This window comes from Pseudomonas frederiksbergensis (genome assembly GCF_017114915.1).
GTDB lineage: Bacteria > Pseudomonadota > Gammaproteobacteria > Pseudomonadales > Pseudomonadaceae > Aquipseudomonas > Aquipseudomonas frederiksbergensis_I.
Map to the genome: position 1 here is coordinate 39,605 of NZ_JAAUOE010000026.1, position 26,710 is coordinate 66,314.

Sequence of the window (26,710 nt, forward strand, 5' to 3'; positions counted from 1 at the left end):
CGGCCAACGCTGGCATCGTGCCGTGCGGGAATCAGCAGCCTGCGCAGATCAGTCATTACCCTCCACCTGTCAGTAGCACGCCGGTGTGCGTCGTCGTATCACCGCCGGGCGTTGGCTTCTCGGGCTGATCAGCTTTTTATGCTGCTCCCCTTTGCCCGCCTGAAAAACTACTGAATTTCAGCTTCGGCTGAGTTGGCTTTTTTTGCCTGACTACAGGTGGTATTCATGTTTGTCCTTTCGAAAAAGTCCGCGCTTGCGGCGGCATCCACGTGCCTGTTCGTTCTGTTGTGGAGCAGCGGGGCGATTTTCTCCAAATGGGGGCTGGCCCACGCATCACCCTTCGCCTTTCTGCTGGTCCGTTTCGCCATCGCCTTGTGCGGGTTGGTGCTGCTGGTGCCGTTGCTCAAGCTGAAACTGCCCGAGGGCGGCAAGCCGATGTTGTATGCGATGGCCACGGGCATGGTGTTGCTGGGGGCCTATCAGATTTTCTATCTGCTGGCCCTCGACCTCAAAGTCACACCGGGGGTGATGGCAACCATCATGGGCGTTCAACCGATTCTCACCATAGTGATCATGGAGCGGCACCGATCGATAAGCCGGATGTTCGGCCTGGCGCTGGGCTTGGCCGGGTTGATCATGGTGGTCTATCAGGGCATCGGTTTGGCCGGCATGTCGTTGGCCGGGATGCTTTGCGGTCTGTTGGCACTGGCGAGCATGACGTTCGGTTCGATCATGCAGAAACGAATCACCGATAATCCCCTCGGCACACTGCCGGTGCAGTACCTGGCCGGGCTGTTGTTGTGCGGAGTGTTTGTGCCGTTTCAGCCGTTTCACGTCGAACACAGCGCAGGCTTCATCGTGCCGGTGCTGTGGATGGGATTGGTGGTGTCGGTGCTGGCGACGCTGCTGCTGTATCGGTTGATCGCCCGGGGCAATCTGGTGAATGTCACCAGTCTGTTCTACCTGGTGCCGGCGGTGACGGCGGTGATGGATTACCTGGTTTTCGGCAACCGGCTGGCGGCGTTGAGCCTGCTGGGCATGGGGTTGATCATCGTCGGTCTGGTGTTTGTGTTCCGTAAGACCACCTGAAACAAACAAGGCCCGGGGCATGAGCTCCGGGCCTTTGTAGGTGATCCGACTTGCCCGCGAAGGCGTTCTATCGGGCAACCACCTCAACCGGCTTCACCACCGCCGGCTTCAACACCAGCCATAACGCCGCCGCAATCAACACCCCACCATACAAGTGCGCCATCGACAACGGCTCATCCAGTAACAGCGCGCCCCACAACACCCCGAACGGCGGGATCATGAAGGTCACGGTCATCGATTTCACCGGGCCGATCGAGCTGAGCAAACGGAAGTAAATGATGTAAGCAAACGCGGTGCAGCCCAAACCCAACCCCAGCAACGACAACCAGACGCTCCAGCCACCCCAGCTCGCCGGTGGCTGGCTGATCACGCTGTAGCCGAACAGCGGCAGCAAAAGCAACGTTGCGCCGAGCATGCTGCCCAGGGCCGACAGGCGACTGTCGAGACCGCCGGCCTGATCGAGCCAGCGGCGGGCGAGGAACCCGGCAAAGCCATAACAGGTGGTGGCCATCAGGCACGCCAGTGCGCCCATCAGCAGTTCCATGTCGAACGCCACCGGACCTGCGCGGGTGAGAATGCCGACGCCGAACAGCCCGAGAAACACCCCGCAGACCTTCGCCCCGGTGAGTTTTTCATGGAAGAACAGCCCGCCGATCAACACGCCCATCAGTGGTGTGGTGGCGTTGAAAATCGCCGAGTAACCGGCCGGCAGCACTTGCGCGGCCACGGAATAAAGGGTCGCTGGAATCCCGGAGTTGATCAGCCCGAGCAGCATCACGGTTTTGAGTTTGCCTTTGAAATCCCAGCTGATTCGCATCAGCCCGACGATCACCAGCAGCCCGACGGCGGCAATCGACACACGGAAAAAAGCAGTGGGGATTGTGCCAATCACCGGGGCGATAATGCGCATGAACAGAAAACTCGCGCCCCAAATGGCAGCAAGCGACAACATGCGCAGAATATCGACGAGGTTCACAGCGCGTTCCTTCCTTGATTGGCGCGCAAGTGTCGCGCCAGTCGGGGCACAAGGCAATGGTTGCGTTGCGTCACACAGGGCCACTAAGCTCAGGCTCCAACGATAAGAACAGCCGCCGAGGTTTCCCTATGCCGCAGCAATGGCCAGCCGCCGACATCGCCCGAATGATCCTCGATGGCTTTGACGATTACCGCGAGCATTTCCGTCAGATCACCGACGGTGCCCGGGGCCGCTTCGAGCAAGCCCAGTGGCAGGAGACGCAAGTCGCGTCGGCAGCACGGATCAACCTCTACGAAGAAAAAGTCAGTGAAACGGTCGACCGGCTGCACATCGCTTTCGACGCCGACACGCTGGATGTCAGCTGCTGGCCCCTGGTCAAAAGCGCCTACATCAGCCTGATCGACCTGCGCTTCGACGATGAACTGTCCGAGACCTGGTACAACTCGATCTTCTGCGGGCTGTTCAGTCATGACCTGATCAGCGACGGCTGCATGTTCATCCACACCACCCGGCCGAGCTTGCGCCGGGCGCGTGCCGCACAGACCCGTACCTACAAGCCCCAGGGCAAGCTATCCGACATGCTGGCGAGCATTTTTTCCGACTACCGCTTCAGCGAGGATTACGCCAATTTGCCCGGCGACTTGCGTCGTCTTGAAGCGCAACTGCGCGAGAACCTGCCGGACTGGGTCTGCAAGGACCCGGAACTGAGTGTCGAGCTGTTTTCCTCGGTGCTTTACCGCAACAAGGGCGCCTATCTGGTGGGGCGCATTTACACCCAGGACGATCAATGGCCGCTGGTGATTCCGCTGCTGCACCGCGAAGGCCGGGGCATCCAGATCGATGCGCTGATCACCGACGAGGCGGAGGTGTCGATCATCTTCTCCTTCACCCGTTCGTACTTCATGGTCGATGTGCCGGTGCCGGCGGAATTCATCGGTTTTCTCAAGCGCATTTTGCCGGGCAAGCACATCGCCGAGCTGTACACCTCGATCGGCTTCTACAAGCATGGCAAGTCCGAGTTCTATCGGGCACTGATCAATCATCTGGCCAACACCGACGACCAGTTCATCATGGCCCCCGGCGTGCGCGGCATGGTCATGAGCGTGTTTACCCTGCCGGGCTTCAACACCGTGTTCAAGATCATCAAAGACCGCTTCTCACCGTCGAAAAACGTCGACCGCGCCACGGTGATCGAGAAGTATCGGCTGGTGAAAAGCGTCGATCGGGTCGGACGCATGGCCGACACCCAGGAGTTCGCCGACTTCCGTTTCCCCTTGAGCAAATTCGACCCGGCGTGCCTGGAAGAATTGCTTGAAGTGGCGCCGTCCACGGTGTCGGTGGAAGACGATACGGTACTGATCCGCCACTGCTGGACCGAACGCCGGATGACGCCGTTGAACCTTTATCTGGAACATGCCAACGAAGCGCAGGTGCGCGAGGCGCTGGAAGATTATGGCCTGGCGATCAAACAACTGGCGGCGGCAAACATTTTCCCTGGCGACATGCTGTTGAAGAATTTTGGCGTCACCCGTCACGGTCGCGTGGTGTTTTATGACTATGACGAGATTTGTTTCCTGACCGAAGCCAACTTCCGCCACATCCCGCAACCGCGCACGCCGGAAGACGAAATGGCCTCCGAACCCTGGTACTCGATCGGGCCACTGGATGTGTTTCCCGAGGAATTTCCACCGTTCCTGTTTGCTGATTCGGCGCAGCGCAAGCTGTTCGATCAGTTGCACGGCGAGCTGTACAACGCCGATTACTGGAAGGGGCTGCAGGAAGCAATTCGGGCGGGGAAGGTGATTGATGTGTTCCCGTATCGGCGTAAGGGCCTCGATAACGAATAGCCCGCTGCTACAGATCGTTCCCACGCTCAGCGTGGGAACGCAGCCCGGGACGCTCCGCGTCCCAAGAGCGGACGCAGAGCGTCCATTGAGGCATTCCCACGCAGAGCGTGGGAACGATCACAGTAGGGCGCAAATCTGCGACAATCGCCCCCCTGCGCCACTAGACGACTTTTGCGTACCTGATGACTGACGAATCGCCTTCCATCGACAAACTGCTGAAAAACCTCGATCACGCCATGCTCGCCGACCGCCACCGGCTGCGGCGGCAGTTGCTTGAGCTGCGCAAAAAACCTGACGAGGCCAAACTGGCCCAGTGGGTGACGCGTACGCAGGCGTCCTGCGATCAGGTGCTGGCGCGCAAGGCCAGCCTGCCGGTGATTCGTTACGACGACAGCCTGCCGATCGCCGCCAAGCGCGACGAAATCAAAGCGGCGTTGCAAAAGCATCAGGTGCTGATCATTGCCGGTGAAACCGGTTCGGGTAAAACCACCCAGTTGCCGAAGATCTGCCTGGAAATCGGTCGCGGCCAGCATGGCCTGATCGGCCACACCCAGCCGCGCCGAATTGCGGCGCGCAGCGTGGCGAGCCGGGTCGCCGAAGAGCTGGCGACGCCGTTGGGCGCGCTGGTCGGCTATCAGGTGCGGTTCGAGGATCAGAGCGATGCCAACACCCTGATCAAACTGATGACCGACGGCATCCTGCTGGCGGAAACCCAGAACGATCGCTACCTCGAACGCTACGACACGATCATCGTCGACGAAGCCCACGAGCGCAGTCTGAACATCGACTTCCTGCTCGGTTACCTGAAAACCCTGCTGCCCCGTCGTCCGGACCTGAAGGTCATCATCACCTCGGCCACCATCGACCTGGAGCGTTTCTCCAAACACTTCGATGATGCGCCGATTGTCGAAGTCTCCGGCCGTACGTTCCCGGTCGAAACCTGGTATCGCCCGCTGACCCTGGAGCAGGACGAGGAGGGCAACCGCGTCGAGGATGACCTGACCGTGGATCAGGCGATCCTCGCCACCCTCGACGAAATCGCCGCGTTCGAACGCAGTGAGCGCAAGAGCCCCGGCGACGTGTTGGTGTTCCTGCCCGGCGAGCGCGAGATTCGCGACGCGGCGGACATGCTGCGCAAGGCCCAACTCAAACACACCGAGATCCTGCCGTTGTACGCACGGCTGTCACCGGCCGAGCAGCAGCGGATTTTCCAGTCGCACCCAGGCCGTCGCGTGGTCCTGGCGACCAACGTCGCGGAAACCTCGCTGACAGTGCCGGGCATTCGTTACGTGATCGACAGCGGCACCGCGCGCATCAGCCGTTACAGCTATCGCGCCAAGGTCCAGCGCCTGCCCATCGAAGCGATTTCCCAGGCCAGCGCCAACCAGCGTAAAGGCCGCTGCGGGCGGGTCGAGCCGGGCATTTGCGTGCGCTTGTACAGCGAAGAGGATTTCATCGGTCGGCCGGAATTCACCGATCCGGAAATCCTGCGGACCAACCTCGCGGCGGTGATTCTGCAGATGCTCCATCTGCGCCTCGGCGAGATCACCGATTTCCCGTTTATCGAGCCGCCGGATGGCAAAGCCATCAGCGACGGTTTCAACCTGCTGCAAGAACTCTCGGCGGTGGACCGCAACAGCCAGCTGACCCCACTCGGTCGCCAACTGGCGCGGCTGCCGGTGGACCCGCGCATGGGCCGTATGCTGCTGGAAGCGGCCAAACTCGGCAGCTTGCAGGAAGTGCTGATCGTCGCCAGCGCCATGTCGATCCAGGATCCGCGCGAACGTCCGCCGGAGCGGCAACAGGCCGCCGATCAGGCCCACGCGCAGTGGAAAGACGTGGACTCGGATTTCGCCGGGCTGGTCAATCTGTGGCGTGGTTTTGAAGAGCAGCGCCAGGCGTTGACCGCCAGTCCGTTGCGCAACTGGTGCCGCAAGAACTTCCTCAATTACCTGCGCCTGCGCGAGTGGCGCGACTCCCATCGCCAGTTGAGCCTGATTTGCCGCGACATGCAGCTGAGCCTCAACAAAGAGCCGGCGGATTATCCGAAACTGCACAAAGCCGTGCTGTCCGGATTGCTCAGCCAGATCGGCCAGAAAACCGAAGACGGCGACTACCTCGGTGCCCGCCAGCGGCGCTTCTGGATTCACCCGTCGTCGGGCCTGGGCAAGAAGCGCCCGCAGTGGCTGATGACCGCCGAACTGGTGGAAACCACCAAGCTCTACGCGCGGATGGTCGCCAAGATCGACGCCGACTGGATCGAGCCGCTGGCCGGGCACCTGATCAAGAAAAACCACTTCGAACCCCATTGGGAGAAGAGGCGCGGGCAGGTGGTGGCCTTCGAGCAAATCACCCTGTTCGGGCTGATCGTGGTCGGACGCCGGCCGGTGCATTACGGCCCGGTCGACCCGGTGGTGTCCCGCGAATTGTTTATCCGCGAAGCCTTGGTGCGTGGCGAGATTCAATCCAAAGCCAAGTGCCTGACAGCCAACAAGCAACTGCTGGAGCAGCTCGACGAACTGGAAGCCAAGGCCCGGCGCCGGGACATTCTGGCCGACGAAGAAACCCTGTTCGCTTTCTACGATGCGCGCCTGCCGGCGGAGATCCACCAGACCGCGACCTTCGACAGCTGGTACCGGGTCAACAGCCAGAAAGACCCGCAGCTGCTGATCATGCGTGAAGAAGACGTGCTGGCCCGCGAAGCCAGTGAAGTCACCGCCGCGCATTACCCGGACACCCTGCACATCGGCGACCTGGAACTGGCGCTGAGTTACCACTTCGAGCCCAACCATCGGCGTGACGGCGTGACCTTGCGCGTGCCGGCACCGCTGTTGCCGATGCTGCCGCCGGAACGTCTGGAATGGCTGGTGCCGGGTGTGATCGAGGCCAAGTGCATTGCGCTGGTGCGCAACCTGCCCAAGGCCTTGCGCAAGAATTTCGTGCCGGTGCCGGACTTCGTCAAAGCCGCGATGCAGCGTATGACCTTCGGCGAGGGCTCGCTGCCCCAGGCGCTGGGCCGCGAGTTGCTGCGCATGACCGGGGCGCGAGTCAGCGATGAGGCGTGGGCCGAAGCGTCGCAGCAGGTTGAAAGCCATTTGCGGATGAACCTGGAAATCGTCGACGGCCAGGGCAAGTTCCTCGGCGAAGGGCGTGACCTGGCCGAGCTGACCGCACGTTTTGCCGAGGCCAGCCAGGCCGCCTTGGCGGTGCCGCAAACCGCGAAAAGCCAACAACCGGTGGAGGCGAAAGTCTTCGCCGCCGTCGCCGAGAAAACCCAACAGAAGATCGCCGGGCTGTCGATGACGGTGTATCCGGCGCTGGTGGAAGAGGCCGGGACAGTCAAGGAAGGACGTTTCTCGACCCCGGCCGAAGCCGAGTTCCAGCATCGCCGGGCCTTGCAGCGCCTGCTGATGCAGCAATTGGCGGAACCTGCGAAGTTTTTGCGCGGCAAGTTGCCGGGGCTGACCGAGTTGGGCCTGATGTACCGCGAACTGGGGCGCATCGACAGCCTGGTGGAAGACATTCTGCTGGCCAGTCTCGACAGCTGCATCCTCGACGGTGAAGACCCGTTGCCACGCGATGGCGCCGCGCTGGCGTCCCTGGCCGAACGCAAACGCGGTGCCTGGACCGAGCATGCCGAGCGTCTGGCCAGGCTGACCCTGGACATTCTCAAGCACTGGCACGGCTTGCAAAAACGCTTCAAGGGCAAGATCGACCTGGCGCAAGCCGTGGCCTTGAACGACATCAAGCAGCAGCTCAGCCATCTGGTGTATCCGGGGTTCGTGCGTGAAACGCCGATGCCGTGGCTCAAGGAGCTGCCGCGTTACCTAAAGGCCGTCGAGCAGCGTTTCGAGAAACTCGGTGCTCAGGTGCAGAAGGACCGGGTCTGGAGCGGCGAGTTGTCCGGTCTGTGGACGCAGTACCAGACCCGCGCCAACAAACACGCCCAGGAAGGCAAGCGCGATCCGCAGCTGGAGCTTTATCGCTGGTGGCTGGAGGAGTACCGGGTTTCGCTGTTCGCGCAGCAGTTGGGGACCAAGGTGCCGATCTCCGACAAGCGCTTGAGCAAGCAATGGAGCCAGGTCGAGGCGTAGCAAAAAGGCGCCAAAAGCCAGCGTTTATGGCAAACTTCGCGCCTATAAACGCCGGCCCCGCGGTTTTGAGCCTCCACGGGCCTGGGCGGATCGGAATAAAGCGATGCCAGGTTTGCGTCCGGAACCTGGAATAGACCCTTTGTGTGTTGGTACGTCGGTGCCAGCGCTTTCTGCCTGAACAAACTAGAGAAACGACCATGCATAACGTCGTCATCAGCGGCACCGGCCTGTACACCCCGGCCAACAGCATCTCCAACGAAGAGCTGGTGCAGTCTTTCAATACTTACGTCGCGCAGTTCAACGCCGACAACGCCGAGGCCATCGCCCGCGGCGAAATCCAGGCATTGACCGAATCCAGCGCAGCGTTTATCGAAAAAGCCTCCGGCATCAAGAGCCGCTTTGTCATGGACAAAGAGGGCATCCTCGACCCGCAGCGCATGGCGCCACGCTTGCCCGAGCGCTCCAATGACGAGTGGTCGGTGCTGTGCCAGATGGCCATCGGCGCGGCCGAGCAAGCCTTGCAGCGCGCCGGCAAGACCGCCGCTGACATCGACGGTGTGATCGTCGCCTGTTCCAACCTGCAACGCGCCTACCCGGCCATCGCCATCGAAGTTCAGGAAGCGCTGGGCATCCAGGGTTTCGGCTACGACATGAACGTGGCGTGCTCTTCGGCGACCTTCGGCATCCAGGCCGCGGCCAACAGCGTGCAACTGGGCCAGGCCCGGGCGATCCTGATGGTCAACCCGGAAGTCTGCACCGGTCACCTGAATTTCCGCGACCGCGACAGCCACTTCATCTTCGGCGACGCGGCCACGGCAGTGATCATCGAGCGTGCGGATCTGGCGACCTCCAAGTATCAGTTCGACGTGGTCAGCACCAAACTGCTGACCAAGTTCTCCAACAACATCCGTAACAACTTCGGTTTCCTCAACCGCGCCGCGGAAGAGGGCATCGGTGCCCCCGACAAACTGTTCGTCCAGGAAGGCCGCAAGGTGTTCCGCGATGTCTGCCCGATGGTCGCCGAGCTGATCGCCACGCACCTGGAAGAAAACCAGCTCAACGTCAGCGACGTGAAGCGCTTCTGGCTGCACCAGGCCAACCTCAGCATGAACCACCTGATCGTCAAGAAACTGCTGGGCCGCGATGCCACCGAAGCGGAAGCCCCGGTGATTCTCGACACCTACGCCAACACCAGCTCCGCCGGTTCGGTGATTTCGTTCCACAAAAATCAGGACGATCTGGTCAGCGGATCGCTGGCCGTGCTCAGCTCGTTCGGCGCCGGTTACTCGATTGGCAGCGTGATTCTGCGCAAGCGTTGATCGGAGCTGCTGTCGTTCTTTCTTCAGACTTGTGATGACAATTCCTACATTCGAAATAGTCAGGACGCTGTAATTTTCGGAAATGCCAGCAGGACGACGCCTACAGCGAAGTCCTGCTGTTTTCATTTTCGAGGTCTGGACAAGGGGTTTGTAATGGCGGCTGACGACGCGCAACTGCTGGAGCGCTTACTGGCAGGTGAGCAAAAGGCTTTCAAAGAGTTGGTCGGTAGTTATCAGAGCGCCATGCGTGCGGTGGCCTACGCTATTGTGGGCAACCGACATGCCGACGAAGTTGTTCAGGATGCCTGGCTGTCGGTGGTGCGTAACCTGAGCAGGTTCGAGGGACGTTCAAGCCTCAAGACCTGGCTGCTGACGATCACCGCCAACTCGGCCAAGAATCGCTACAAGCAGAACCGCCGGGAAGTGCTGCTCGATGACCTGCCGTCCCCGCATGGCACGGTGGATGACGATCGTTTTTCATCGAGTGATGGTCACTGGCTGGTTGCGCCATTCGCCTGGCACCAGGACACACCGGAGGCGCTGCTGATGGAAAACGAGCTGCGTGAATGCCTGGAGCATACATTGCTGAACATGTCGGACCTGCAAAAAGGCGTGCTGCTTTTGCGTGACCGACAGGGGCTGGAGTTGGAGGAGATCTGTAATCTTCTGGAAATCTCGCTCTCCAATGTTCGTGTGCTGCTGCATCGGGCACGGTTGAAGGTCTTTGCGACCGTAGAACATTTTGAGGAAACCGGCGAATGCTGACCTGTAAGGAACAAGTGGCGCGCTCCAGTGATTATCTCGATGGGCAATTGAGCTTTCGCGAGAAGCTGCTGATGCGACACCATTTGATGTTTTGTCCCAATTGCCGGCGGTTCATTCGGCAGATGCGGTTGATGCAGGCCACCCTGAAGGTGATGCCTGAGCCACCTGTGCCTGATCTTGATGCGCTGGCTGAGCGACTTGCCAAAGAACATCTGAAGAACAAATCGTAATCTCCCCGCCAGTACCTCCCTTCATCCGCTCTGGTTTGCGGCTTGCGGATCATCGCTTGCCGCTGTTCTTGCGTTATTTCAATTCGAAGTAAAAAAGTTCCCCTGTCATAAAATCTTTATCTATCAGCAACCCGGCTGAAATACCCCATCGCCAAGATCCCCTCCCAACACCAGCGGGCCAGCCCCGCGTGTTTTCTTACGCAAAGACCACCAATCAGGGGAACTCTTCGATGATCCGTAAGCACTTCGCCGGTTTTGCCGCCAGCGCACTGGCCATGGCAGTAACCGCCCAGGCTTTCGCTGGCACTGTCACCACTGATGGCGCCGATATCGTAGTCAAAACCAAGGGCGGCCTCGAAGTCGCCACCACCGACAAAGAATTCAGCTTCAAACTCGGCGGACGCTTGCAGGCCGATTACAGCCAGTTCGATGGGGTCTACACCAAAAACGGCGATACCGCCGACGCTGCCTACTTCCGTCGTGCGTTCCTGGAACTGTCCGGTGTGCTGTACACGGATTGGGCCTACACCATCAACTACGACTTCTCCCACAACACCGGTGATTCCGATAACGGTTACTTCGACGAAGCATCGCTGGCCTACAACGGCTTCAAACCGGTGTCGATTAAAGTCGGTCGTTTCGACCCGGACTTCGGCCTGGAAAAAGCCACCAGCTCCAAGTGGGTCACCGCGCCAGAGCGCAACATGGCCTACGACATGGTCGATTGGGCGAACAGCCACCAGAATGGTCTGGGTCTGCAAGCCTCCAGCACCTTTGCTGACTCGTTCTACGCGTCCGCCGGCGTATTCAGCAAAGACACCGACGATACCGATGGCGACAGCATCAAACAGGTCAACGGCCGCTTTGTATTCGCCCCGTTGCATGACGCCGGCAACGTGCTGCACTTCGGTGTGAACGTGGCTTCCCGTGATGTCTCCGACACGGCCTTCGATTCGCGCTATCGCACCCGCATGGGCATGCGTGGCGTTGAAACCCTCGGCGGCAACGATGCCGGCACCAACGGCAACCGTCCGGTGCTGGGCGGCAGTTCCACTTCGGCTGCCGGCTCCTATGACCGTGACGACGCTGTCGGCCTGGAAGCCGCATTCGCCATGGGCCCGGCTTCGATCCAGGGTGAATACATCGCCCGCAAGACCAAGGCCGATGCCAGCAATCTTGAGGACATCAAAGGTCATGGTTTCTATGTTCAGGGTGCCTACACCCTCACTGGCGAATCCCGTGGCTATAAAGTCGGCAAGTTCGATGCGATCAAGCCGGCCAACAAGTCCATCGGTGCCTGGGAGGTGTTCTATCGTTACGACAGCCTGACCGTCGAAGACGACAACATCACCACCGCCAGCCTGACCCGCGATGTCGGCGATGCCGAAGCCAAGGTCCACACCCTGGGCGTCAACTGGTACGCCAACGAAGCGGTAAAAATTTCCGCGGCCTACCTCAAGGCCAAGACCGATAACGTGACCAACGCCACAGCAGCCAGTGGCACGGCGCCTGCGCAGCGCACTGGCGATGACAGCGGTGACGGCTTCGTGGTTCGTGCTCAATACGTGTTCTAAACTGCAGTAAATCCTGTACGAGCTCTTTCTTCATCCGTTAAAGCTCCTCTCGTTTAACCCCGCTTCGGCGGGGTTTTTTTTATTTCGGGTCAGGCAATCAGATAAGCGATACTCGCCCCATCTGTAGAAAAATGATGGTCGGGGATACTGATGCCGCTGCAACGTCTGCAAAGCCTGTCCGAAATCGCGCCGCACACCTGGGACGCGCTGGTGCCGCACACTCAGCCGTTTCTGCGCCATGCCTTTCTGAGTGCACTGGAAGACAGCGCCAGCCTCGGCCCGCATTCCGGCTGGCAACCCGAGCATCTGCTGCATGTCGAGGGCGATCGCCTGATCGCCGCGCTGCCCAGTTACCGCAAATGGCACTCCTACGGCGAATACGTGTTCGACCATGCCTGGGCCGATGCCTGTGAGCGTGCCGGTATCGACTACTACCCCAAGCTGTTGACAGCGGTGCCGTTCAGCCCGGTCAGCGGCCCGCGTTTGCTGGCGGCGACGATCGAGGACGGTTTCGAACTCCTGCAGAGCCTGCCGGGCTATCTGGAGATCGAAGAACTCTCCAGCGCCCACATCAACTTCACCGATCCATTCACCGACGCCGCGTTGGCCCAGCAGCCAGGCTGGTTGCAGCGCATTGGCTGTCAGTACCACTGGCAGAATCGCGGTTACCGGGATTTTCAGGATTTCCTCGATGCCCTCAGTTCGCGCAAGCGCAAGCAAATGCGCAAGGAACGTGAGCAAGTGGCGGGGCAGGGCATCGACTTCGAATGGCTGGAAGGTCGGCAACTGACCGAGGCGCAATGGGATTTTGTCTATGCCTGCTACGCCAACACCTATGCGGTACGTCGGCAAGCGCCGTATCTAACCCGTGAATTCTTCAGTCTGCTGGCCGAACGCATGCCGGAGTCGATTCGCGTAGTGCTGGCCAAGCAAGGTTCACGGCCGGTGGCCATGGCTTTCAGTCTGGTCGGGGGTGACAGTTTTTATGGCCGTTACTGGGGCTGCCTGGCGGAGTTCGATCGCCTGCACTTCGAGACCTGTTTCTATCAGGGTATGGATTACGCGATTGCCAACGGCTTTCAGCGTTTTGACGCTGGCGCTCAGGGTGAACACAAACTGATTCGCGGGTTCGAGCCGGTGATCACCCATTCCTGGCATTACCTGCGCCACCCTGGCTTGAAGTCGGCGGTGAAAGACTTCCTTGAGCGTGAACGTGTCGGGGTGTTGGGTTATGCCGAAGACGCGAAGACCGCCTTGCCTTACCGACAAGGCTGATCTTCGCTGCTGACTACTGGTTCAGTTGCGCGGCTTAACTGCCTTCTTTGCCCAGCCAGCGATACATCACACCACCGATGACCGCGCCCAGAATCGGCGCCAGCCAGAACAGCCACAGTTGCTGAATCGCCCAACCACCGACAATCAGCGCCGGACCGGTACTGCGAGCCGGGTTGACCGAGGTGTTGGTGACCGGAATCGAGATCAGGTGGATCAGGGTCAGCGCCAGGCCGATGGCGATGGGCGCCAGCCCGGCCGGGGCGCGTTTGTCGGTGGCGCCGAGAATGATCAGGATGAACATGGCGGTCATCACCAGTTCACTGACAAACCCCGCCGCCATCGAGTAACCGCCTGGCGAGTGTTCGCCGTAGCCATTGGATGCAAGGCCGCTGGCCAGTTCGAAGCCGGGTTTGCCGCTGGCGATGAAGTACAGCAAGGCTGCTGCAATGATCCCGCCGATCACCTGGGCGATGATGTAGGCGGGCAGTTCTTTGGCAGGGAAGCGCCCGCCGACGACCAGCCCGACCGAGACCGCGGGGTTGAGATGACAGCCCGAGATGTGGCCGATGGCGAAAGCCATCGTCAGTACCGTCAAACCAAATGCCAGGGACACCCCCAGCAAACCGATTCCCACGTTTGGAAACGCTGCCGCCAGGACCGCGCTGCCGCACCCCCCCAACACCAACCAGAACGTACCTACCAATTCTGTAGCCGAACGTTTGAACAAAGACATAGTGAGTTTCCCTGTCGAGATGACACCGTCGTCGTGCATCCAGTCGATGGACTACAGAACCATCTCCAGAACCTTGGCTGAGTACAGCAGGGTTTTTACGGAATGCCAGTGACCATAAAAAGCCGCCAGAGCCCGTGGTTCATGGGCTCTGGCGGTTTTCGCAGATCCAATGTGGGCGCGGCAGTGTTGATCACAAGACTCAATCGATCCCGACAAACCCGCCAGTCTGGTGTTGCCACAACCGCGCATACAAACCGCCATGGGCCAGCAGATCGGCGTGGCTGCCGGTTTCGGCGATCTTGCCGTGTTCCAGCACCACCAATCGGTCCATTCGGGCGATGGTCGAGAGACGGTGGGCGATGGCGATCACGGTTTTGCCCTGCATCAGGGTTTCGAGGCTTTCCTGGATCGCCGCTTCGACTTCCGAGTCCAGCGCCGAAGTGGCTTCGTCCATGATCAGGATCGGCGCGTCCTTGAGCAGTACCCGGGCGATGGCGATCCGCTGACGCTGGCCACCGGAGAGTTTCACCCCGCGTTCACCGACGTGAGCATCGAAACCGGTGCGGCCTTCGGCGTCCGACAGCAGCGGGATGAACTCGTCGGCACGGGCCTTGTGCACCGCCTCCCAGAGTTCGGCGTCGGTGGCATCGGGCTTGCCGTACAGCAAGTTGTCGCGGATCGAACGGTGCAGCAGCGAGGTGTCCTGGGTGATCATGCCAATGCGTTCGCGCAGGCTTTCCTGGCCGACGTCGGCGATGTTCTGGCCGTCGATGAGAATCCGACCGCCCTGCACGTCATACAGACGCAGCAGCAGATTGACCAACGTCGATTTGCCGGCCCCGGACGGACCGATCAAGCCGATTTTCTCGCCGGGCTTGATGGTCAGGTCGAGGCCGCCGATGATCCCGCTCTTCTTGCCGTAGTGGAAATCCACGTGCTCGAAACGCACTTCCCCGCGGGTGACAGACAGCGGTTTGGCTTGATTGCGATCGGTAACGCTGACCGGTTGCGAGATGGTCTGCAAGCCGTCCTGAACCATGCCGATGTTTTCGAAGATGCCGGTGACCACCCACATGATCCAGCCAGACATGTTGACGATGCGGATTACCAGGCCCGTGGCCAGGGCGATGGCGCCCACTGTGATCAGCGATTGCGTCCACAGCCACAGGGCCAGCCCGGTGGTGCTGACGATCAGCAGGCCGTTCATGCTGGTGATAACCACGTCCATGCTGGTGACTACGCGGCCGGCCAGTTGGGCTTTTACCGTCTGCTCTTCGATTGCTTCCCTGGCGTACTGCTGCTCGAAATTGGTGTGGGCGAACAGCTTGAGGGTGGTGATGTTGGTGTAGCCGTCGACGATCCGCCCCATGAGTTTGGAACGCGCATCGGAGGACACCACGGAACGTTCCTTCACCCGTGGTACGAAGTAATAGAGCGCGCCGATGTAGGCGGCGATCCACATCAGCAGCGGGATCATCAGGCGCCAGTCGGCCTCGGCGAACAGCACCAGCGAACTGATCGCATAGATCAGCACATGCCACAGCGCGTCCACCGCTTGCACGGCGGAGTCGCGAAGGGAGTTACCGGTCTGCATGATGCGTTGGGCGATGCGCCCGGCGAAGTCATTCTGGAAGAAATTCAGGCTCTGTTTGAGCACGTAACTGTGGTTTTGCCAGCGGATCATGCTGGTCATGCTCGGGCTCAGGGTCTGGTGCACCAGCAGGTCATGCAGGCCCACGAACACCGGGCGCAGGATCAATGCCACCACCGCCATCCAGGCCAGCTCGATGCCGTGTTCCTTGAAAAAATCGATGTTTGGCGTGCCCTGGGCCAGGTCGATGATGCGGCTCAGGTAGCTGAACAGCGCCACTTCGATCAGTGCGCCGAACAGGCCGACGGTCAACAGGACCGCGAAGCTCGGCCAGACCTGCTTCAGGTAATAGGTATAGAAAGGGAAAACACGGTCGGGCGGAGCCGCCGTCGGGGCGTCACGGAATACGTCGATCAGTTGTTCAAAACGGCGATAAAGCATCAGTTCTCCGCCCGTCTGCGGGCTCTCCTTTAAACGCTATGAGCGGCGCCGAATATCGGCGACCGCTCAACATCCCTGTGCCTGTGGTTCTTAGTCGATGCGCTTGGCCGACTTGATCAGCACCGGGTCGACCGGCACGTTCTGCATGCCTTGTTTGGTGGTGGTCTGAGAGTTGACGATGATGTCTACCACGTCCATGCCTTTGACCACTTTGGCGAAGACCGCGTAACCGGCATCGCGACCCGGATCGAGGAAGGCGTTGTCGGCCACGTTGATGAAGAACTGGCTGGTGGCCGAATCCGGATTCGAAGTACGCGCCATCGACAGTGTGCCACGCACGTTGTGCAGGCCGTTGCTGGCTTCGTTCTTGATCGGTGCCTTGGTTTCCTTCTGTTGCATCTGCGCAGTGAAACCACCGCCCTGAGCCATGAAGCCCGGAATCACACGGTGAAAGATCGTGTTGTTGTAGAAGCCGCTGTCGACGTACTCAAGGAAGTTCTTGGTACTGATCGGCGCCTTGACCGGGTCCAGTTCGATTTCGATCTGGCCGTTGGTGGTCTCCAGCAACACGTGCGGTGCCTTGGCCGGCGTGGCGGCCATCAGGTTGGCGGCAAACAGAACGGAGCCGGCGACGAGGGCGATTTTTTTCAGCATGGGTCAGTGATCCTGAGTGGTGGTGTCGACTGCGGTGAGAAACTCGAGCAGCGTTTGGTTGAAGCGTTCGGGTTGATCCAGCGGGGTGGCGTGGCGCGAATCGGCGATGACCACCAGCCGCGCATCGGGCAGCAGTTTTACATAGGTTTCTTTCAGCGCGACCGGGGTGTAGTCACGGTCGGCGCTGATGATGAGGGTTGGACAGGACACCTTGTAAAGTCGTTCCTGAACCCCCCAGCCAACGATGGCATCGAAGCTGGCGAGATAAGCATGTTTGTCGTTTTTTGCCCAGCGCTCGGCGATTTTTTGTCGTAACGAAGCTTGTTCGGGCTTGGGAAACAGCATGGCGCCCAGGGCCTTGCCGATCGCACCCATGCTCAATACGCGCATCAGGCTCCAGCGCTTGAACCACTGCCAGTAATCGTTGCGGCTGCGCCGTTTGACCTCGGGCGCGCTGTTGACGATGCACAGGCTCTTGAGCAGTTGCGGCTGGTCCACGGCCAGTTGGAAGGCGATCATGCCACCCATCGAAAGTCCCACAAGATGGATGGGGCCGAGGTTCAAGTGTTCGATCAGCGCGATCAAATCGGCACTGAACCCGGCGATGCTGTAACGCTCGCGGGGTTTGTCGGAGCGCCCGTGGCCGCGCATATCCGGGACGATCACCCGGTGGTGGGCCGAGAGCACCGGGATCTGCATTTCCCAGTCCAGGGTGCTGGAGCCCAACCCGTGAACCAGCAGCAACGGCGTGCCGTGGCCATATTCCTCATAGTGCAGGTTGCAACCTTCATGTTCGAAATAGGCCATGGGTACACTCCATGTCAGGCTTGTTCGGGGGCCGCGAAGGGCGCATCCAGCGGCGCGGTGTCAAAGGTGCGCAGCAGTTCGATGAGAATCTGCGTGGCCGGGCCCAAGGGTTTGTCCTTGTTCGAATACAGATAGAAACTCGGGTTGCGGCTTCCGCCCTGATCCAACGGTAGCACTTTGAGCGTACCTTCCTTGAGTTCACGCTCGATCATGTGCCGAGGCAGCCAGGCGAAGCCCAGACCGCTGCTGACGAAGGTCGCGGCGGTGGCCAGGCTGCCGACGGTCCAGCGCTGTTCGGCGCCGAGCCAGCCGACGTCCCGTGGCTGCTGGCGACCGGAGTCGCGGATCACCACTTGCATCTGGCTTTCCAGGTCCTGGAAGCTCAGCTCGCGATTCAGACGATGCAGGGCATGTTCGGGGTGGGCGACCGCGATGAATTCGACATCGCTCAGCTCCGCGCCCAGGTACCCGGGAATACTGAAACTGGTAATGGCCAGATCGGCCACGCCTTCGAGCAGCACTTCTTCCACCCCCGACAACACTTCTTCGCGCAGACGCACCCGGCAGCCACGGCTTTGCGGCATGAACGCGGTCAGTGCGCGGACGAGGCGGGCGCTGGGGTAGGCGGCGTCGACCACCAGCCGCACTTCCGCTTCCCAGCCTTGCTCCATGTGGTGGGCCAGGTCTTCCAGCTGGCTGGCCTGTTTCACCAGTTGCCGGGAACGGCGCAGCAGCACGCCGCCGGCCTCGGTGAGCACCGCTTTGCGGCCATCGATGCGCAACAGCGGCACGCCGAGCTGGTCCTGCATGCGCGCGACGGTGTAGCTGACCGATGATTGCGAGCGGTGCAGAACTTCGGCGGCCTGGGCGAAACCACCGTGATCGACCACGGCCTGCAACGTTCGCCATTGATCAAGGGTTACGCGGGGCGCTTTCATGTTGAGCTCCTCTTGTCCTAAGCTGGCAGTTCTTATTGGAGACTGCCGAATGAAAAAAATCTGTTGTGTGATAGCGGGTTGTGCGGTGTTGGCGATATTGCCGCTGACTGCGTTTGCCTATCCGATCGATGTCAATAAACAGCTCAACGGTTTGAAGGTCGACTACAACGCCTACGACACAGACGCCGACATCGGCTCCATTCAGGTCAACAACTACGGCGACACCGACGTGTCTTGCAAGGTGGTCTTCAGGAATGGCCCGGAAGCACCGCGCACCCGCACAATCGAAGTGCCCGCCGGCAAACACAAAAACGCCACGGCCAAGTTCACCCGCACCATCATCAAGCTGCGTATCGACCTGACCTGCACCCCGAAATGACCTCAAGCGGAGCACGTCGGCTGAGCATGCTCCGCTTATAAACGAATTTATCGATGCTTTATAGCAGTTATTTGCGCTTTTTCATCGATATGACTCTGTTTAACCTTCACTCCATCGACCTACAGCATTCTCAGATGGAGGCTACATCCCATGTCCCGCGTTCTGATCATCGAAAGCAGCGCCCGTCAGCAAGACTCGGTTTCCCGCCAGCTGACCCAGACCTTCATCAGCCAATGGAAAGCCGCACACCCGGCCGACCAGATCACCGTCCGTGACCTGGCCGTCAACCCGGTACCGCACCTGGACATCAACCTGCTGGGCGGCTGGATGAAACCTGCCGAGCAACGCAACGAGATCGAACAGACCTCGCTTGAACGCTCTAACCAGCTGACCGATGAACTACTGGCCGCCGACGTGCTGGTGATGGCAGCGCCCATGTACAACTTCGCCATTCCGAGCACCCTCAAAGCCTGGCTCGACCATGTGCTGCGTGCCGGCGTGACCTTCAAGTACACCGAAACCGGCCCGCAAGGTTTGCTCAACGGCAAGCGTGCCTATGTGCTGACCGCTCGCGGCGGCATCTATGCCGGCAGCACTGCGGATCACCAGGAACCGTACCTGCGTCAGGTCATGGGTTTCATCGGCATCCACGACGTCACGTTCATTCACGCCGAAGGCATGAACCTGGGCGGTGACTTCCAGGAGAAAGGCTTGAACCAGGCCAACGCCAAGCTCTCCCAGGTCGCCTGAGCCGTTAATCGCCAGATAATCGCTGGATGGTCTAGTGACCTGGCGCAACCCTTCAAGCCTGTACGCGCATCGAACCTCCCTTTGCACTTTTGCTCCTGAGTGCTCTAGCCCGATTGAACGCTTTAGCGAGATCGGGCTTTTTTTTGCCTGGGATTTAGTGAATGAGCACACAAAACCCTGTAGGAGCGGGCTTGCCCGCGAAAGCGGTGTATCAGTCGACTTCAATGCTGCCTGACACACCGCCATCGCGGGCAAGCCCGCTCCCACAGGTTTTTGTGTGTTGCTGACTGTTCGCGATGAAGGGCAAAACCCGCTATCGTCGCCGCCATTCGAAACGAGGCGAGCATGGGCTATCTACTTTTTGTCACGCTGATCCAGGCGTTTTCCTTCAGCTTGATCGGCGAGTACCTCGCCGGCCATGTCGACAGTTACTTCGCGGTGCTGGTGCGGGTGTTACTGGCGGGGCTGGTGTTCATTCCGCTGACGCGCTGGCGCCAGGTCGAGCCGGCCTTCATGCGCGGCATGTTGCTGATCGGCGCGTTGCAGTTCGGTGTGACCTACGTCTGCCTGTACCTGAGTTTTCGTGTGCTGACGGTCCCGGAAGTGCTGCTGTTCACCATACTCACGCCGCTGCACGTGACCCTGATCGAAGATGCGCTGAATCGCCGCTTCAATCCCTGGGCCTTGATCGCTGCGCTGGTGGCGGTCGCGGGCGCGGCAGTGATTCGTTATGACCGGATCAACCCGGATTTCTTCATGGGTTTCCTGCTGCTGCAACTGGCCAACTTCACCTACGCCGCCGGGCAAGTGCTGTACAAACACCTGGTCGCTCGTCATCCGAGCGATCTGCCGCATTATCGGCGTTTCGGTTACTTCTATCTGGGCGCGTTGGCGGTGGCATTGCCGGCGTTTCTGCTGTTCGGCAAACAGAACTTCCTGCCCGAAGCGCCGCTGCAATGGGGCGTGCTGCTGTTCCTCGGTCTGGTCTCGACCGCGCTGGGTTTGTACTGGTGGAACAAGGGCGCGTGCCTGGTGAGTGGGGGGACGCTGGCGGTGATGAACAACCTGCATGTGCCGGTGGGGTTGCTGATCAATTTGCTGATCTGGAATCAGCATGAGGAATTGGGGCGGTTGTTGTTTGGCGGGACGGTAATTTTGATGGCGGTGTGGATCAGTCGGTTGGGTATGCGTAGGCCTGCCATCGCATGATCGTTCCCACGCTCTGCGTGGGAATGCCGCCCGGGACGCTCTGCGTCCCTACGCATGTGACGCAGAGCGTCACCGGATGCATTCCCACGCGGAGCGTGGGAACGATCAGTACCGAGGTGTTACATCAAGTGTTTTTCGGGTTCCGGGATATGGCTCGCGGCCGACACCGCCGGCAGCAACCCTGACCGCAAATCACCGCCACTGGGCTGCTGATAAAGGCTCAAGCCAAACTCCGGCAACACCGCCAGCAGGTAATCGAAAATATCCCCCTGAATCCGCTCGTAATCGGCCCACACCGTGGTGCGGGTGAAGCAGTAGATTTCCAGCGGAATACCCTGAGCGGTGGTCTGCATCTGACGAACCATGCAGGTCATGTTCGGCTGAATCTCCGGGTGGCTCTTCAGATACGCCAATGCATAGGCGCGAAAGGTGCCGATGTTGGTCATCCGCCGGCGGTTGGCCGCCATCGCCGCGACGTTGCCCTGGGCTTCGTTCCAGGCCTTGAGTTCGGCTGTCTTGCGGCTCATGTAGTCGGTCAGCAGATGCACCTGGGACAGCTTCAGTTCTTCATCATCGCGAATGAACCGCACGCCGCTGGCGTCGATGAACAGGCTGCGCTTGATCCGGCGTCCTCCGGACTGTTGCATGCCACGCCAGTTCTTGAACGATTCGGACATCAGGCGCCAGGTCGGGATCGACACAATCGTCTTGTCGAAATTCTGCACCTTGACGGTGTGCAAGGTGATGTCCACCACGTCACCGTCGGCACCGACTTGCGGCATCTCGATCCAGTCACCCACCCGCAGCATGTCGTTGCTGGTCAGCTGTACGCTGGCGACGAACGACAGTAGGGTGTCCTTGTAAACCAACAGAATCACCGCCGACATGGCACCCAGACCCGACAGCAGCAACAGCGGCGAACGGTCGATCAACGTGGCGACGATGATGATCGCGCCAAACACGAACAACACCATTTTCGCCAGCTGCACGTAACCCTTGATCGAGCGGGTGCGGGCGTGTTCGGTGCGGGCATAGATGTCCAGCAGGGCATTGAGCAACGCGCTGATGGCCAGCACCAGAAACAGAATGGTGAACGCCAGTGCCACGTTGCCGAGGAAGTTCAGGCTAGTCTTGCCCAACTCCGGCACCAGGTGCAGGCCGAACTGGATCACCAGCGAGGGCGTCATCTGCGCCAGGCGATGAAACACTTTGTTGTGGCGAAAATCGTTGACCCAGTGCAATGCCGGCTGGCGGCCGAGCATTTTGGTCGCATGCAGAATGAGGTAACGCGCCACTCGTCCGAGTACCAGCGCCACCACCAGCAGCAACATCAGCGCTAGCGTGGAATGCAGGAGCGGGTGCTGATCGAGGGCACCCCAGAGGTCTTGGGCGTTGAGCCAGAGCTGTTTGATATCCATGGGCGAAAACGGTTCTTCTGTAGGATGCGACGGGGCGATTAGAGCATTTAAGAGGTTGCGGATGACGTTTTGAGACAAGTCGGGCAACAAAAAAGCCACTGTTTGCAGCCGTTTGTATAAAGAAACTCGGCCTTCGCGCTCGAAACCGTTACCCTATGCAGCTGTTTTTTTGTATTTCTTCGAGGTAGCACCCGTGTTTTCCCAATTCGCCCTGCACGAACGCCTGCTCAAAGCCGTGGCCGAGCTTAAATTTGTCGAGCCAACGCCTGTGCAGGCAGCGGCTATTCCGCTGGCGCTGCAAGGGCGTGACCTGCGGGTGACAGCACAAACCGGCAGCGGCAAAACCGCGGCCTTCGTTTTGCCGATCCTCAACCGCTTGATCGGCCCGGCCAAAGTCCGCGTCAGCATCAAGACCCTGATCCTGCTGCCGACCCGCGAGCTGGCCCAGCAGACCCTGAAGGAAGTCGAGCGCTTCTCGCAGTTCACCTTCATCAAGTCCGGCCTGATCACCGGCGGTGAAGACTTCAAGGTCCAGGCCGCCATGCTGCGCAAGGTGCCGGACATCCTGATCGGTACGCCGGGCCGGATGATCGAGCAACTGAACGCCGGCAACCTCGACCTCAAGGAAGTCGAAGTGCTGGTGCTCGACGAAGCCGACCGCATGCTCGACATGGGCTTTGCCGAAGACGTGCAGCGTCTGGTCGACGAATGCCCGAACCGTCAGCAGACCATGCTGTTCTCCGCCACCACCGGCGGCTCCGGCCTGCGCGAGATGATCGCCAAGGTGCTGAACAACCCTGAGCACTTGCAGCTCAACGCGGTCAGCCAGCTGAACGACACCACCCGTCAGCAAATCATCACCGCTGACCACAACCAGCACAAAGAACAGATCGTCAACTGGCTGCTGGCCAACGAGACCTACCAGAAGGCCATCGTGTTCACCAACACCCGGGCCATGGCCGACCGAATCTACGGCCGCCTGGTGGCGCAGGAATACAAGGCGTTCGTCCTGCACGGCGAGAAGGACCAGAAGGACCGCAAACTGGCCATCGACCGCCTGAAGCAGGGCGGCGTGAAGATCCTCGTGGCCACCGACGTCGCCGCCCGTGGCCTGGACGTGGACGGCCTGGACCTGGTGATCAACTTCGACATGCCGCGCAGCGGCGACGAATACGTTCACCGCATCGGTCGCACCGGCCGCGCCGGCAACGATGGCCTGGCCATCTCGCTGATCTGCCACGGCGACTGGAACCTGATGTCGAGCATCGAGCGCTACCTCAAGCAAAGCTTCGAGCGCCGCACCATCAAGGAAGTCAAAGGCACCTACGGCGGACCGAAAAAGGTCAAGGCCTCGGGCAAAGCCGTTGGCGTGAAGAAGAAAAAGACCGACGCCAAGGGCGACAAGAAGAAAACCGCCGCCAAGACCCCGACCAAGCGCAAAAGCGCCAACCGCCCGAAGGCCGACGTCCCGTCGCTGGTCAGCAAGGACGGCATGGCCCCGCTCAAGCGCCGCAAGCCGGAAGCGCCGGCGGCTGAATAAAGCGTTGTAGCGCCCCAATAAAAACCCGGACAGTGTCCGGGTTTTTTTTACGATCAAAAGATCGCAGGCTTCGTCAGCTCCTACGCGGGATAGGCGTTCACCCCGTAGCTTGCTCGCGATGACTGACTAACATTCAATATTGATGTTGACTGATACTCCGCTTTCGCGAGCGAGCTCGCTCCCACAGGGATTTGTGGTGTTCACGGATGCTGTGACCAACCCGGACCAAGCAGTCTACCCCCCATGGCAGCAACTAGCTGACGCCTCGTCCTCATACCGATCGTGATGCCTCACCCAATCCATGATCTCCTCTTCATTGCGGCCCTTGGGCGTGAGGTCGAGGTAGTTGTAGGCGCCGACCAGCAAATCCAGGCCTCGGGCGTACGTTGAGTAGGTGTGGAAAATCTCCCCCGCATCATTGCGATAAAACACACTGAGGCCGGGGAGTTCTTCTTCCGTACCGTCGGTTTTCTCGTAGTTGTAGGTGGCTTTTCCAGCAGCGACGTCTTCGGCCCGGGCGCAGACGCCGAAGTCGTAGTTGAAGTCGCAGCCTTCGGACGAGACCCAGTCGAATTTCCAGCCCATGCGTTGTCTGAACGGTTGGAATTCGGCGAACGGTGCGTGGGAAACCGCAACCACGGCCACGTCGTGGTGGGCCAGGTGTTGGTTGGCGCCGTCGATGTGGTCGGACAGGAACGAGCAGCCGGGGCAGCCTTCGTCCCAGCCGTCGGCGAACATGAAGTGGTAGATGATCAACTGGCTGCGGCCGCCGAACAGGTCGGCCAGCTTCAATTCGCCGTTTGGGCCCTGGAAGTGATAATCCTTGTCAATCTTCACCCAAGGCAGGGCGCGGCGTTCGGCGCTGAGTTTGTCGCGTTCTTTGGTGAAGGCTTTTTCGTGGGCCAGGTGTTGTTTTCGGGCGGCCAGCCATTCTTCCCGGGACACGACCGGATGATTCTGAATGTTCATGGTGATTTCTCCTGCATGCTGTGGCGAAAGTCGATTCGCGCAGAGGGGTAAATCGTCTTACATAGCCTAGTCGTTTGGCCTGGGCTCAAATCGACAGGCCGCCGGTCGGCAGGGTGAAATACCTGGGCTGAACGGCTGCTCTCCATCTCGGTCACAACCTATGCAGGCCATTCCACTCGCGGGCACTGGAGGTTGATCAGGATGACGACTTATAACTGGGATTTGATTGAGCGCTTACTGCATGAAGTGCAGAACAGCGCCGGCCACAGTTTCACTCCGCGGCCTTATGCCGAGCAGTATGCGGCGGCGAAAGCCTGCGCGGGCGAGCCGTTCGAGAATCTGGATCACCTGAAAACGGTGGCCGGTGAGTACGAAAAAATACTGCTGCTGCGGGGCTATATCGAGCCTCGGCCGGAGGATCAGGGTGGTAATGGTGAAAATTACATTTTGACGCCTCGGGGCTCGAGTTTGTTGAGCCTGATCGACAGCAGCATTCCGGGTAATGAGCATCCGCGCCAGGTGCTGGATGAGCAGGAAGATGCCCTGGATGAGCTGACGTTTGATGAAGTGGCGTCGAAGGCGCAGATTGCCTGATGATCACGCGTATTTCATGTGGGAGCGGCGGTGGCCCGATTAATCCTGCCGCGCCGCTTTCAGGCATTTCAAATCAGTGAAGTCCTTGCGCACGCCTTCAATCTTCTTCAGCAACCGTTCACGCTGAACCGGTGTGCTCTCGGCCATCAAGTCCACCAGCAGCGCCCGAGCCTGGGCTTCGGTGTTGGCGTAGGCCTCGCGGTAAGCGGGTGTCCATAAACTTTCGCGATTCACCAGAAGCGTCTCGATTTGCTGTGGGAATTGCGGACTCTGCCGCTGTGCAACCGCCGCGTTGAATTGCTGTTGCCAATGGGCACGGTTGCCAATCCATTGCTTGTTCTGATCACCCAGGGCATTCGACCAGGCCATTACCCGCTGCTGTTGGCTTGAACTGAGCGGGCCGAGCCAGTCATTCAGGCGTTTCTCCATGCGCTTGCTCCGCTCTTTGATCTGTTGTTCAAGAGACGGCTTGAGGTAGGCCTCCTGGCGTTTGCGCTGGTCTTTGGCAAAGGCCTCGTTCATTTCCGCGACTTGCTTGTCATCCAGCCCCTGCAACAGTTCGATGGCCGACGGGGTGATTTCCCGGGCGATCTCGGCGATGGCCTGTTTGGCTTCCTGGGTTCGGGTTTGCAGGGCGGCATCGGTGATCTGGTTGCTCTCGACCATGGCCTGTAAACGATCCAGCCAATCGAGGTAGCCGGGCAATTGCGTGGTGCAGTGCCAGATCAGGTGTTCCTTGAGGCGTTCGTTGAACCAGTCCTTTTGCTCGTGGTTCATGTCCAGGTAGTCGCTGAGCGTCCAGGGAATGATCACGTCAAGGTTGCGGTAAGCCAGGCCTACGCGGCTGCAGGCGGAGACGGTGAGGCTGAGGGTGAGGATGACGCCGATCTGTTTCCACCAGTGCGACATGGCGAGTCCTTGCAAAGACCTGGGTTCTTATTGGGGGTCTCTTGTGTGATCGCGGGATGAGCCCGGCAGTTCAGCCGATTAATAGCCGCTTGATCCGGACACGTGAAAGCGTACCGGCGAATCATCGGCATCAAGGGCCGTTCGTCGATTTTTGAAATATTTGTTTGATGGGGTATTGCGGGAGGGTTCCAGTCCAAGCGCTTCGAAGCTCAAAGCGCTTAGGGACCAGTTAACGCGGGGGATTACTTCTTGCCCAGCGTGATCTGCTTGGACGGGCCGAACGTCTGGCCGCTGACGCCTTTGGCAATTTGCTGGATTTCGCCACCGGACTTGAGGAACGCAGCGATCTGGTTGTTGATCGATTCGCTGGTTTCAACGGCTGGGGCTGGCTTTGCTTTGCTGTTGGATGCTTTTACACGCATGGCGGCCATTAACCTGTAGAAATTAACTTGGCCAGGCATCGTACAGGAAATACTTGACAATTGCTTGGTAAATATCCTCCCGAAATCCACGCGGCGGGACCGTAAATAATCGAAAGTTATTATTTGAAATGTCCTTCTAACCTACTGTTTTAACTAACAACCCCGGTGGAAAATAGCGCTTTGCCCA

Annotated in this window: 23 protein-coding genes; 13 read left to right on the forward strand and 10 right to left on the reverse strand. The window is 59.7% G+C overall.

Annotated elements, in window-relative coordinates; genetic code table 11:
• Positions 1 to 225: 225 nt before the first annotated feature.
• Complete coding sequence (locus HCU66_RS18490; protein ID WP_205889832.1) at positions 226 to 1,089, forward strand: DMT family transporter; 864 nt, start codon at positions 226 to 228, stop codon at positions 1,087 to 1,089.
• Positions 1,090 to 1,156: 67 nt separating this feature from the next.
• Here the strand turns inward: HCU66_RS18490 and HCU66_RS18495 are convergent, their stop codons facing one another.
• Complete coding sequence (locus HCU66_RS18495; protein ID WP_205889833.1) at positions 1,157 to 2,065, reverse strand: EamA family transporter; 909 nt, start codon at positions 2,063 to 2,065, stop codon at positions 1,157 to 1,159.
• A 128-nt stretch (positions 2,066 to 2,193) separates the two neighbouring features.
• On the opposite strand from HCU66_RS18495, the gene aceK reads away from it, so the two are divergent.
• The 7 genes from aceK (at position 2,194) to HCU66_RS18530 (ending at position 13,169) form a co-directional block, all read left to right on the forward strand.
• On the forward strand, positions 2,194 to 3,912 hold the full coding sequence (gene aceK, locus HCU66_RS18500; protein WP_205889834.1) for a bifunctional isocitrate dehydrogenase kinase/phosphatase: 1,719 nt from the start codon (positions 2,194 to 2,196) through the stop codon (positions 3,910 to 3,912).
• A gap of 182 nt (positions 3,913 to 4,094) precedes the next feature.
• The gene (hrpA, locus tag HCU66_RS18505; RefSeq protein WP_205889835.1) at positions 4,095 to 8,006 is read left to right on the forward strand and encodes an ATP-dependent RNA helicase HrpA; all 3,912 of its coding nucleotides are present in this window, start codon (positions 4,095 to 4,097) and stop codon (positions 8,004 to 8,006) included.
• Between the two features lie 197 nt (positions 8,007 to 8,203).
• The gene (locus HCU66_RS18510; protein ID WP_205889836.1) at positions 8,204 to 9,325 is read left to right on the forward strand and encodes a beta-ketoacyl-ACP synthase III; all 1,122 of its coding nucleotides are present in this window, start codon (positions 8,204 to 8,206) and stop codon (positions 9,323 to 9,325) included.
• Between the two features lie 153 nt (positions 9,326 to 9,478).
• Positions 9,479 to 10,090: an RNA polymerase sigma factor gene (locus HCU66_RS18515; protein ID WP_205889837.1), complete on the forward strand. Its 612-nt coding sequence runs from the start codon at positions 9,479 to 9,481 to the stop codon at positions 10,088 to 10,090.
• Positions 10,084 to 10,320, forward strand: a complete 237-nt coding sequence (locus HCU66_RS18520) for an anti-sigma factor family protein (protein ID WP_205889838.1) — start codon at positions 10,084 to 10,086, stop codon at positions 10,318 to 10,320. Before HCU66_RS18515 ends, HCU66_RS18520 begins: the two co-directional genes overlap by 7 nt.
• A 230-nt stretch (positions 10,321 to 10,550) precedes the next feature.
• Complete coding sequence (locus tag HCU66_RS18525) at positions 10,551 to 11,894, forward strand: OprO/OprP family phosphate-selective porin (protein ID WP_205889839.1); 1,344 nt, start codon at positions 10,551 to 10,553, stop codon at positions 11,892 to 11,894.
• Positions 11,895 to 12,044: 150 nt separating this feature from the next.
• Complete coding sequence (locus HCU66_RS18530; protein WP_205889840.1) at positions 12,045 to 13,169, forward strand: GNAT family N-acetyltransferase; 1,125 nt, start codon at positions 12,045 to 12,047, stop codon at positions 13,167 to 13,169.
• A gap of 34 nt (positions 13,170 to 13,203) precedes the next feature.
• Here HCU66_RS18530 and aqpZ read toward each other — a convergent pair whose 3' ends face one another.
• From aqpZ to HCU66_RS18555, 5 genes are all read right to left on the reverse strand, one after another.
• Positions 13,204 to 13,902, reverse strand: coding sequence for an aquaporin Z (aqpZ, locus tag HCU66_RS18535; protein ID WP_205889841.1), 699 nt, complete (start codon positions 13,900 to 13,902; stop codon positions 13,204 to 13,206).
• 199 nt (positions 13,903 to 14,101) lie between these two features.
• Complete coding sequence (locus tag HCU66_RS18540) at positions 14,102 to 15,934, reverse strand: ABC transporter ATP-binding protein (protein WP_205889842.1); 1,833 nt, start codon at positions 15,932 to 15,934, stop codon at positions 14,102 to 14,104.
• 90 nt (positions 15,935 to 16,024) lie between these two features.
• Positions 16,025 to 16,588, reverse strand: coding sequence for a peptidylprolyl isomerase A (locus tag HCU66_RS18545; RefSeq protein WP_007934039.1), 564 nt, complete (start codon positions 16,586 to 16,588; stop codon positions 16,025 to 16,027).
• Positions 16,589 to 16,591: 3 nt separating this feature from the next.
• A complete protein-coding gene (locus tag HCU66_RS18550) occupies positions 16,592 to 17,395 on the reverse strand; it encodes an alpha/beta fold hydrolase (protein WP_205889843.1) in 804 nt (267 codons plus the stop codon).
• Positions 17,396 to 17,409: 14 nt separating this feature from the next.
• Positions 17,410 to 18,333, reverse strand: coding sequence for a PA3225 family LysR-type transcriptional regulator (locus HCU66_RS18555; RefSeq protein WP_018926731.1), 924 nt, complete (start codon positions 18,331 to 18,333; stop codon positions 17,410 to 17,412).
• A 49-nt stretch (positions 18,334 to 18,382) separates the two neighbouring features.
• Between HCU66_RS18555 and HCU66_RS18560 the strand changes: the two genes are divergently transcribed.
• From HCU66_RS18560 to HCU66_RS18570, 3 genes are all read left to right on the forward strand, one after another.
• The gene (locus HCU66_RS18560; RefSeq protein WP_205889844.1) at positions 18,383 to 18,712 is read left to right on the forward strand and encodes a 3-phosphoglycerate kinase; all 330 of its coding nucleotides are present in this window, start codon (positions 18,383 to 18,385) and stop codon (positions 18,710 to 18,712) included.
• 150 nt (positions 18,713 to 18,862) lie between these two features.
• Positions 18,863 to 19,462, forward strand: a complete 600-nt coding sequence (locus HCU66_RS18565; protein ID WP_205889845.1) for an FMN-dependent NADH-azoreductase — start codon at positions 18,863 to 18,865, stop codon at positions 19,460 to 19,462.
• 345 nt (positions 19,463 to 19,807) lie between these two features.
• A complete protein-coding gene (locus tag HCU66_RS18570; RefSeq protein WP_205889846.1) occupies positions 19,808 to 20,671 on the forward strand; it encodes a carboxylate/amino acid/amine transporter in 864 nt (287 codons plus the stop codon).
• 119 nt (positions 20,672 to 20,790) lie between these two features.
• Here the strand turns inward: HCU66_RS18570 and HCU66_RS18575 are convergent, their stop codons facing one another.
• A complete protein-coding gene (locus HCU66_RS18575; protein WP_205889847.1) occupies positions 20,791 to 22,089 on the reverse strand; it encodes a mechanosensitive ion channel family protein in 1,299 nt (432 codons plus the stop codon).
• 193 nt (positions 22,090 to 22,282) lie between these two features.
• Between HCU66_RS18575 and HCU66_RS18580 the strand changes: the two genes are divergently transcribed.
• Positions 22,283 to 23,629, forward strand: coding sequence for a DEAD/DEAH box helicase (locus tag HCU66_RS18580; protein WP_205889848.1), 1,347 nt, complete (start codon positions 22,283 to 22,285; stop codon positions 23,627 to 23,629).
• A gap of 234 nt (positions 23,630 to 23,863) precedes the next feature.
• Here the strand turns inward: HCU66_RS18580 and HCU66_RS18585 are convergent, their stop codons facing one another.
• Entirely contained in the window at positions 23,864 to 24,598 is a 735-nt protein-coding gene (locus HCU66_RS18585) for a DUF899 domain-containing protein (protein ID WP_205889849.1), read from the reverse strand.
• Positions 24,599 to 24,799: 201 nt separating this feature from the next.
• On the opposite strand from HCU66_RS18585, the gene HCU66_RS18590 reads away from it, so the two are divergent.
• Positions 24,800 to 25,192 (forward strand): transcriptional regulator, encoded by a 393-nt coding sequence (locus HCU66_RS18590; RefSeq protein WP_205889850.1) that lies wholly within the window; start codon positions 24,800 to 24,802, stop codon positions 25,190 to 25,192.
• 39 nt (positions 25,193 to 25,231) lie between these two features.
• On the opposite strand, the gene HCU66_RS18595 is transcribed toward HCU66_RS18590, so the two are convergent.
• Positions 25,232 to 26,101, reverse strand: coding sequence for a DUF6279 family lipoprotein (locus HCU66_RS18595; RefSeq protein ID WP_205889851.1), 870 nt, complete (start codon positions 26,099 to 26,101; stop codon positions 25,232 to 25,234).
• A 242-nt stretch (positions 26,102 to 26,343) separates the two neighbouring features.
• Positions 26,344 to 26,532 (reverse strand): hypothetical protein, encoded by a 189-nt coding sequence (locus tag HCU66_RS18600; protein WP_017337097.1) that lies wholly within the window; start codon positions 26,530 to 26,532, stop codon positions 26,344 to 26,346.
• Positions 26,533 to 26,710: the final 178 nt, after the last annotated feature.

Coding starts and splice junctions, on each gene's coding strand:
- HCU66_RS18490 (WP_205889832.1), top strand. CDS start 226: ATGTTTGTCCTTTCGAAAAAGTCCGCGCTTGCGGCGGCATCCACGTGC.
- aceK (WP_205889834.1), top strand. CDS start 2,194: ATGCCGCAGCAATGGCCAGCCGCCGACATCGCCCGAATGATCCTCGAT.
- hrpA (WP_205889835.1), top strand. CDS start 4,095: ATGACTGACGAATCGCCTTCCATCGACAAACTGCTGAAAAACCTCGAT.
- HCU66_RS18510 (WP_205889836.1), top strand. CDS start 8,204: ATGCATAACGTCGTCATCAGCGGCACCGGCCTGTACACCCCGGCCAAC.
- HCU66_RS18515 (WP_205889837.1), top strand. CDS start 9,479: ATGGCGGCTGACGACGCGCAACTGCTGGAGCGCTTACTGGCAGGTGAG.
- HCU66_RS18520 (WP_205889838.1), top strand. CDS start 10,084: ATGCTGACCTGTAAGGAACAAGTGGCGCGCTCCAGTGATTATCTCGAT.
- HCU66_RS18525 (WP_205889839.1), top strand. CDS start 10,551: ATGATCCGTAAGCACTTCGCCGGTTTTGCCGCCAGCGCACTGGCCATG.
- HCU66_RS18530 (WP_205889840.1), top strand. CDS start 12,045: ATGCCGCTGCAACGTCTGCAAAGCCTGTCCGAAATCGCGCCGCACACC.
- aqpZ (WP_205889841.1), bottom strand. CDS start 13,902: ATGTCTTTGTTCAAACGTTCGGCTACAGAATTGGTAGGTACGTTCTGG.
- HCU66_RS18540 (WP_205889842.1), bottom strand. CDS start 15,934: ATGCTTTATCGCCGTTTTGAACAACTGATCGACGTATTCCGTGACGCC.
- HCU66_RS18545 (WP_007934039.1), bottom strand. CDS start 16,588: ATGCTGAAAAAAATCGCCCTCGTCGCCGGCTCCGTTCTGTTTGCCGCC.
- HCU66_RS18550 (WP_205889843.1), bottom strand. CDS start 17,395: ATGGCCTATTTCGAACATGAAGGTTGCAACCTGCACTATGAGGAATAT.
- HCU66_RS18555 (WP_018926731.1), bottom strand. CDS start 18,333: ATGAAAGCGCCCCGCGTAACCCTTGATCAATGGCGAACGTTGCAGGCC.
- HCU66_RS18560 (WP_205889844.1), top strand. CDS start 18,383: ATGAAAAAAATCTGTTGTGTGATAGCGGGTTGTGCGGTGTTGGCGATA.
- HCU66_RS18565 (WP_205889845.1), top strand. CDS start 18,863: ATGTCCCGCGTTCTGATCATCGAAAGCAGCGCCCGTCAGCAAGACTCG.
- HCU66_RS18570 (WP_205889846.1), top strand. CDS start 19,808: ATGGGCTATCTACTTTTTGTCACGCTGATCCAGGCGTTTTCCTTCAGC.
- HCU66_RS18575 (WP_205889847.1), bottom strand. CDS start 22,089: ATGGATATCAAACAGCTCTGGCTCAACGCCCAAGACCTCTGGGGTGCC.
- HCU66_RS18585 (WP_205889849.1), bottom strand. CDS start 24,598: ATGAACATTCAGAATCATCCGGTCGTGTCCCGGGAAGAATGGCTGGCC.
- HCU66_RS18590 (WP_205889850.1), top strand. CDS start 24,800: ATGACGACTTATAACTGGGATTTGATTGAGCGCTTACTGCATGAAGTG.
- HCU66_RS18595 (WP_205889851.1), bottom strand. CDS start 26,101: ATGTCGCACTGGTGGAAACAGATCGGCGTCATCCTCACCCTCAGCCTC.
- HCU66_RS18600 (WP_017337097.1), bottom strand. CDS start 26,532: ATGGCCGCCATGCGTGTAAAAGCATCCAACAGCAAAGCAAAGCCAGCC.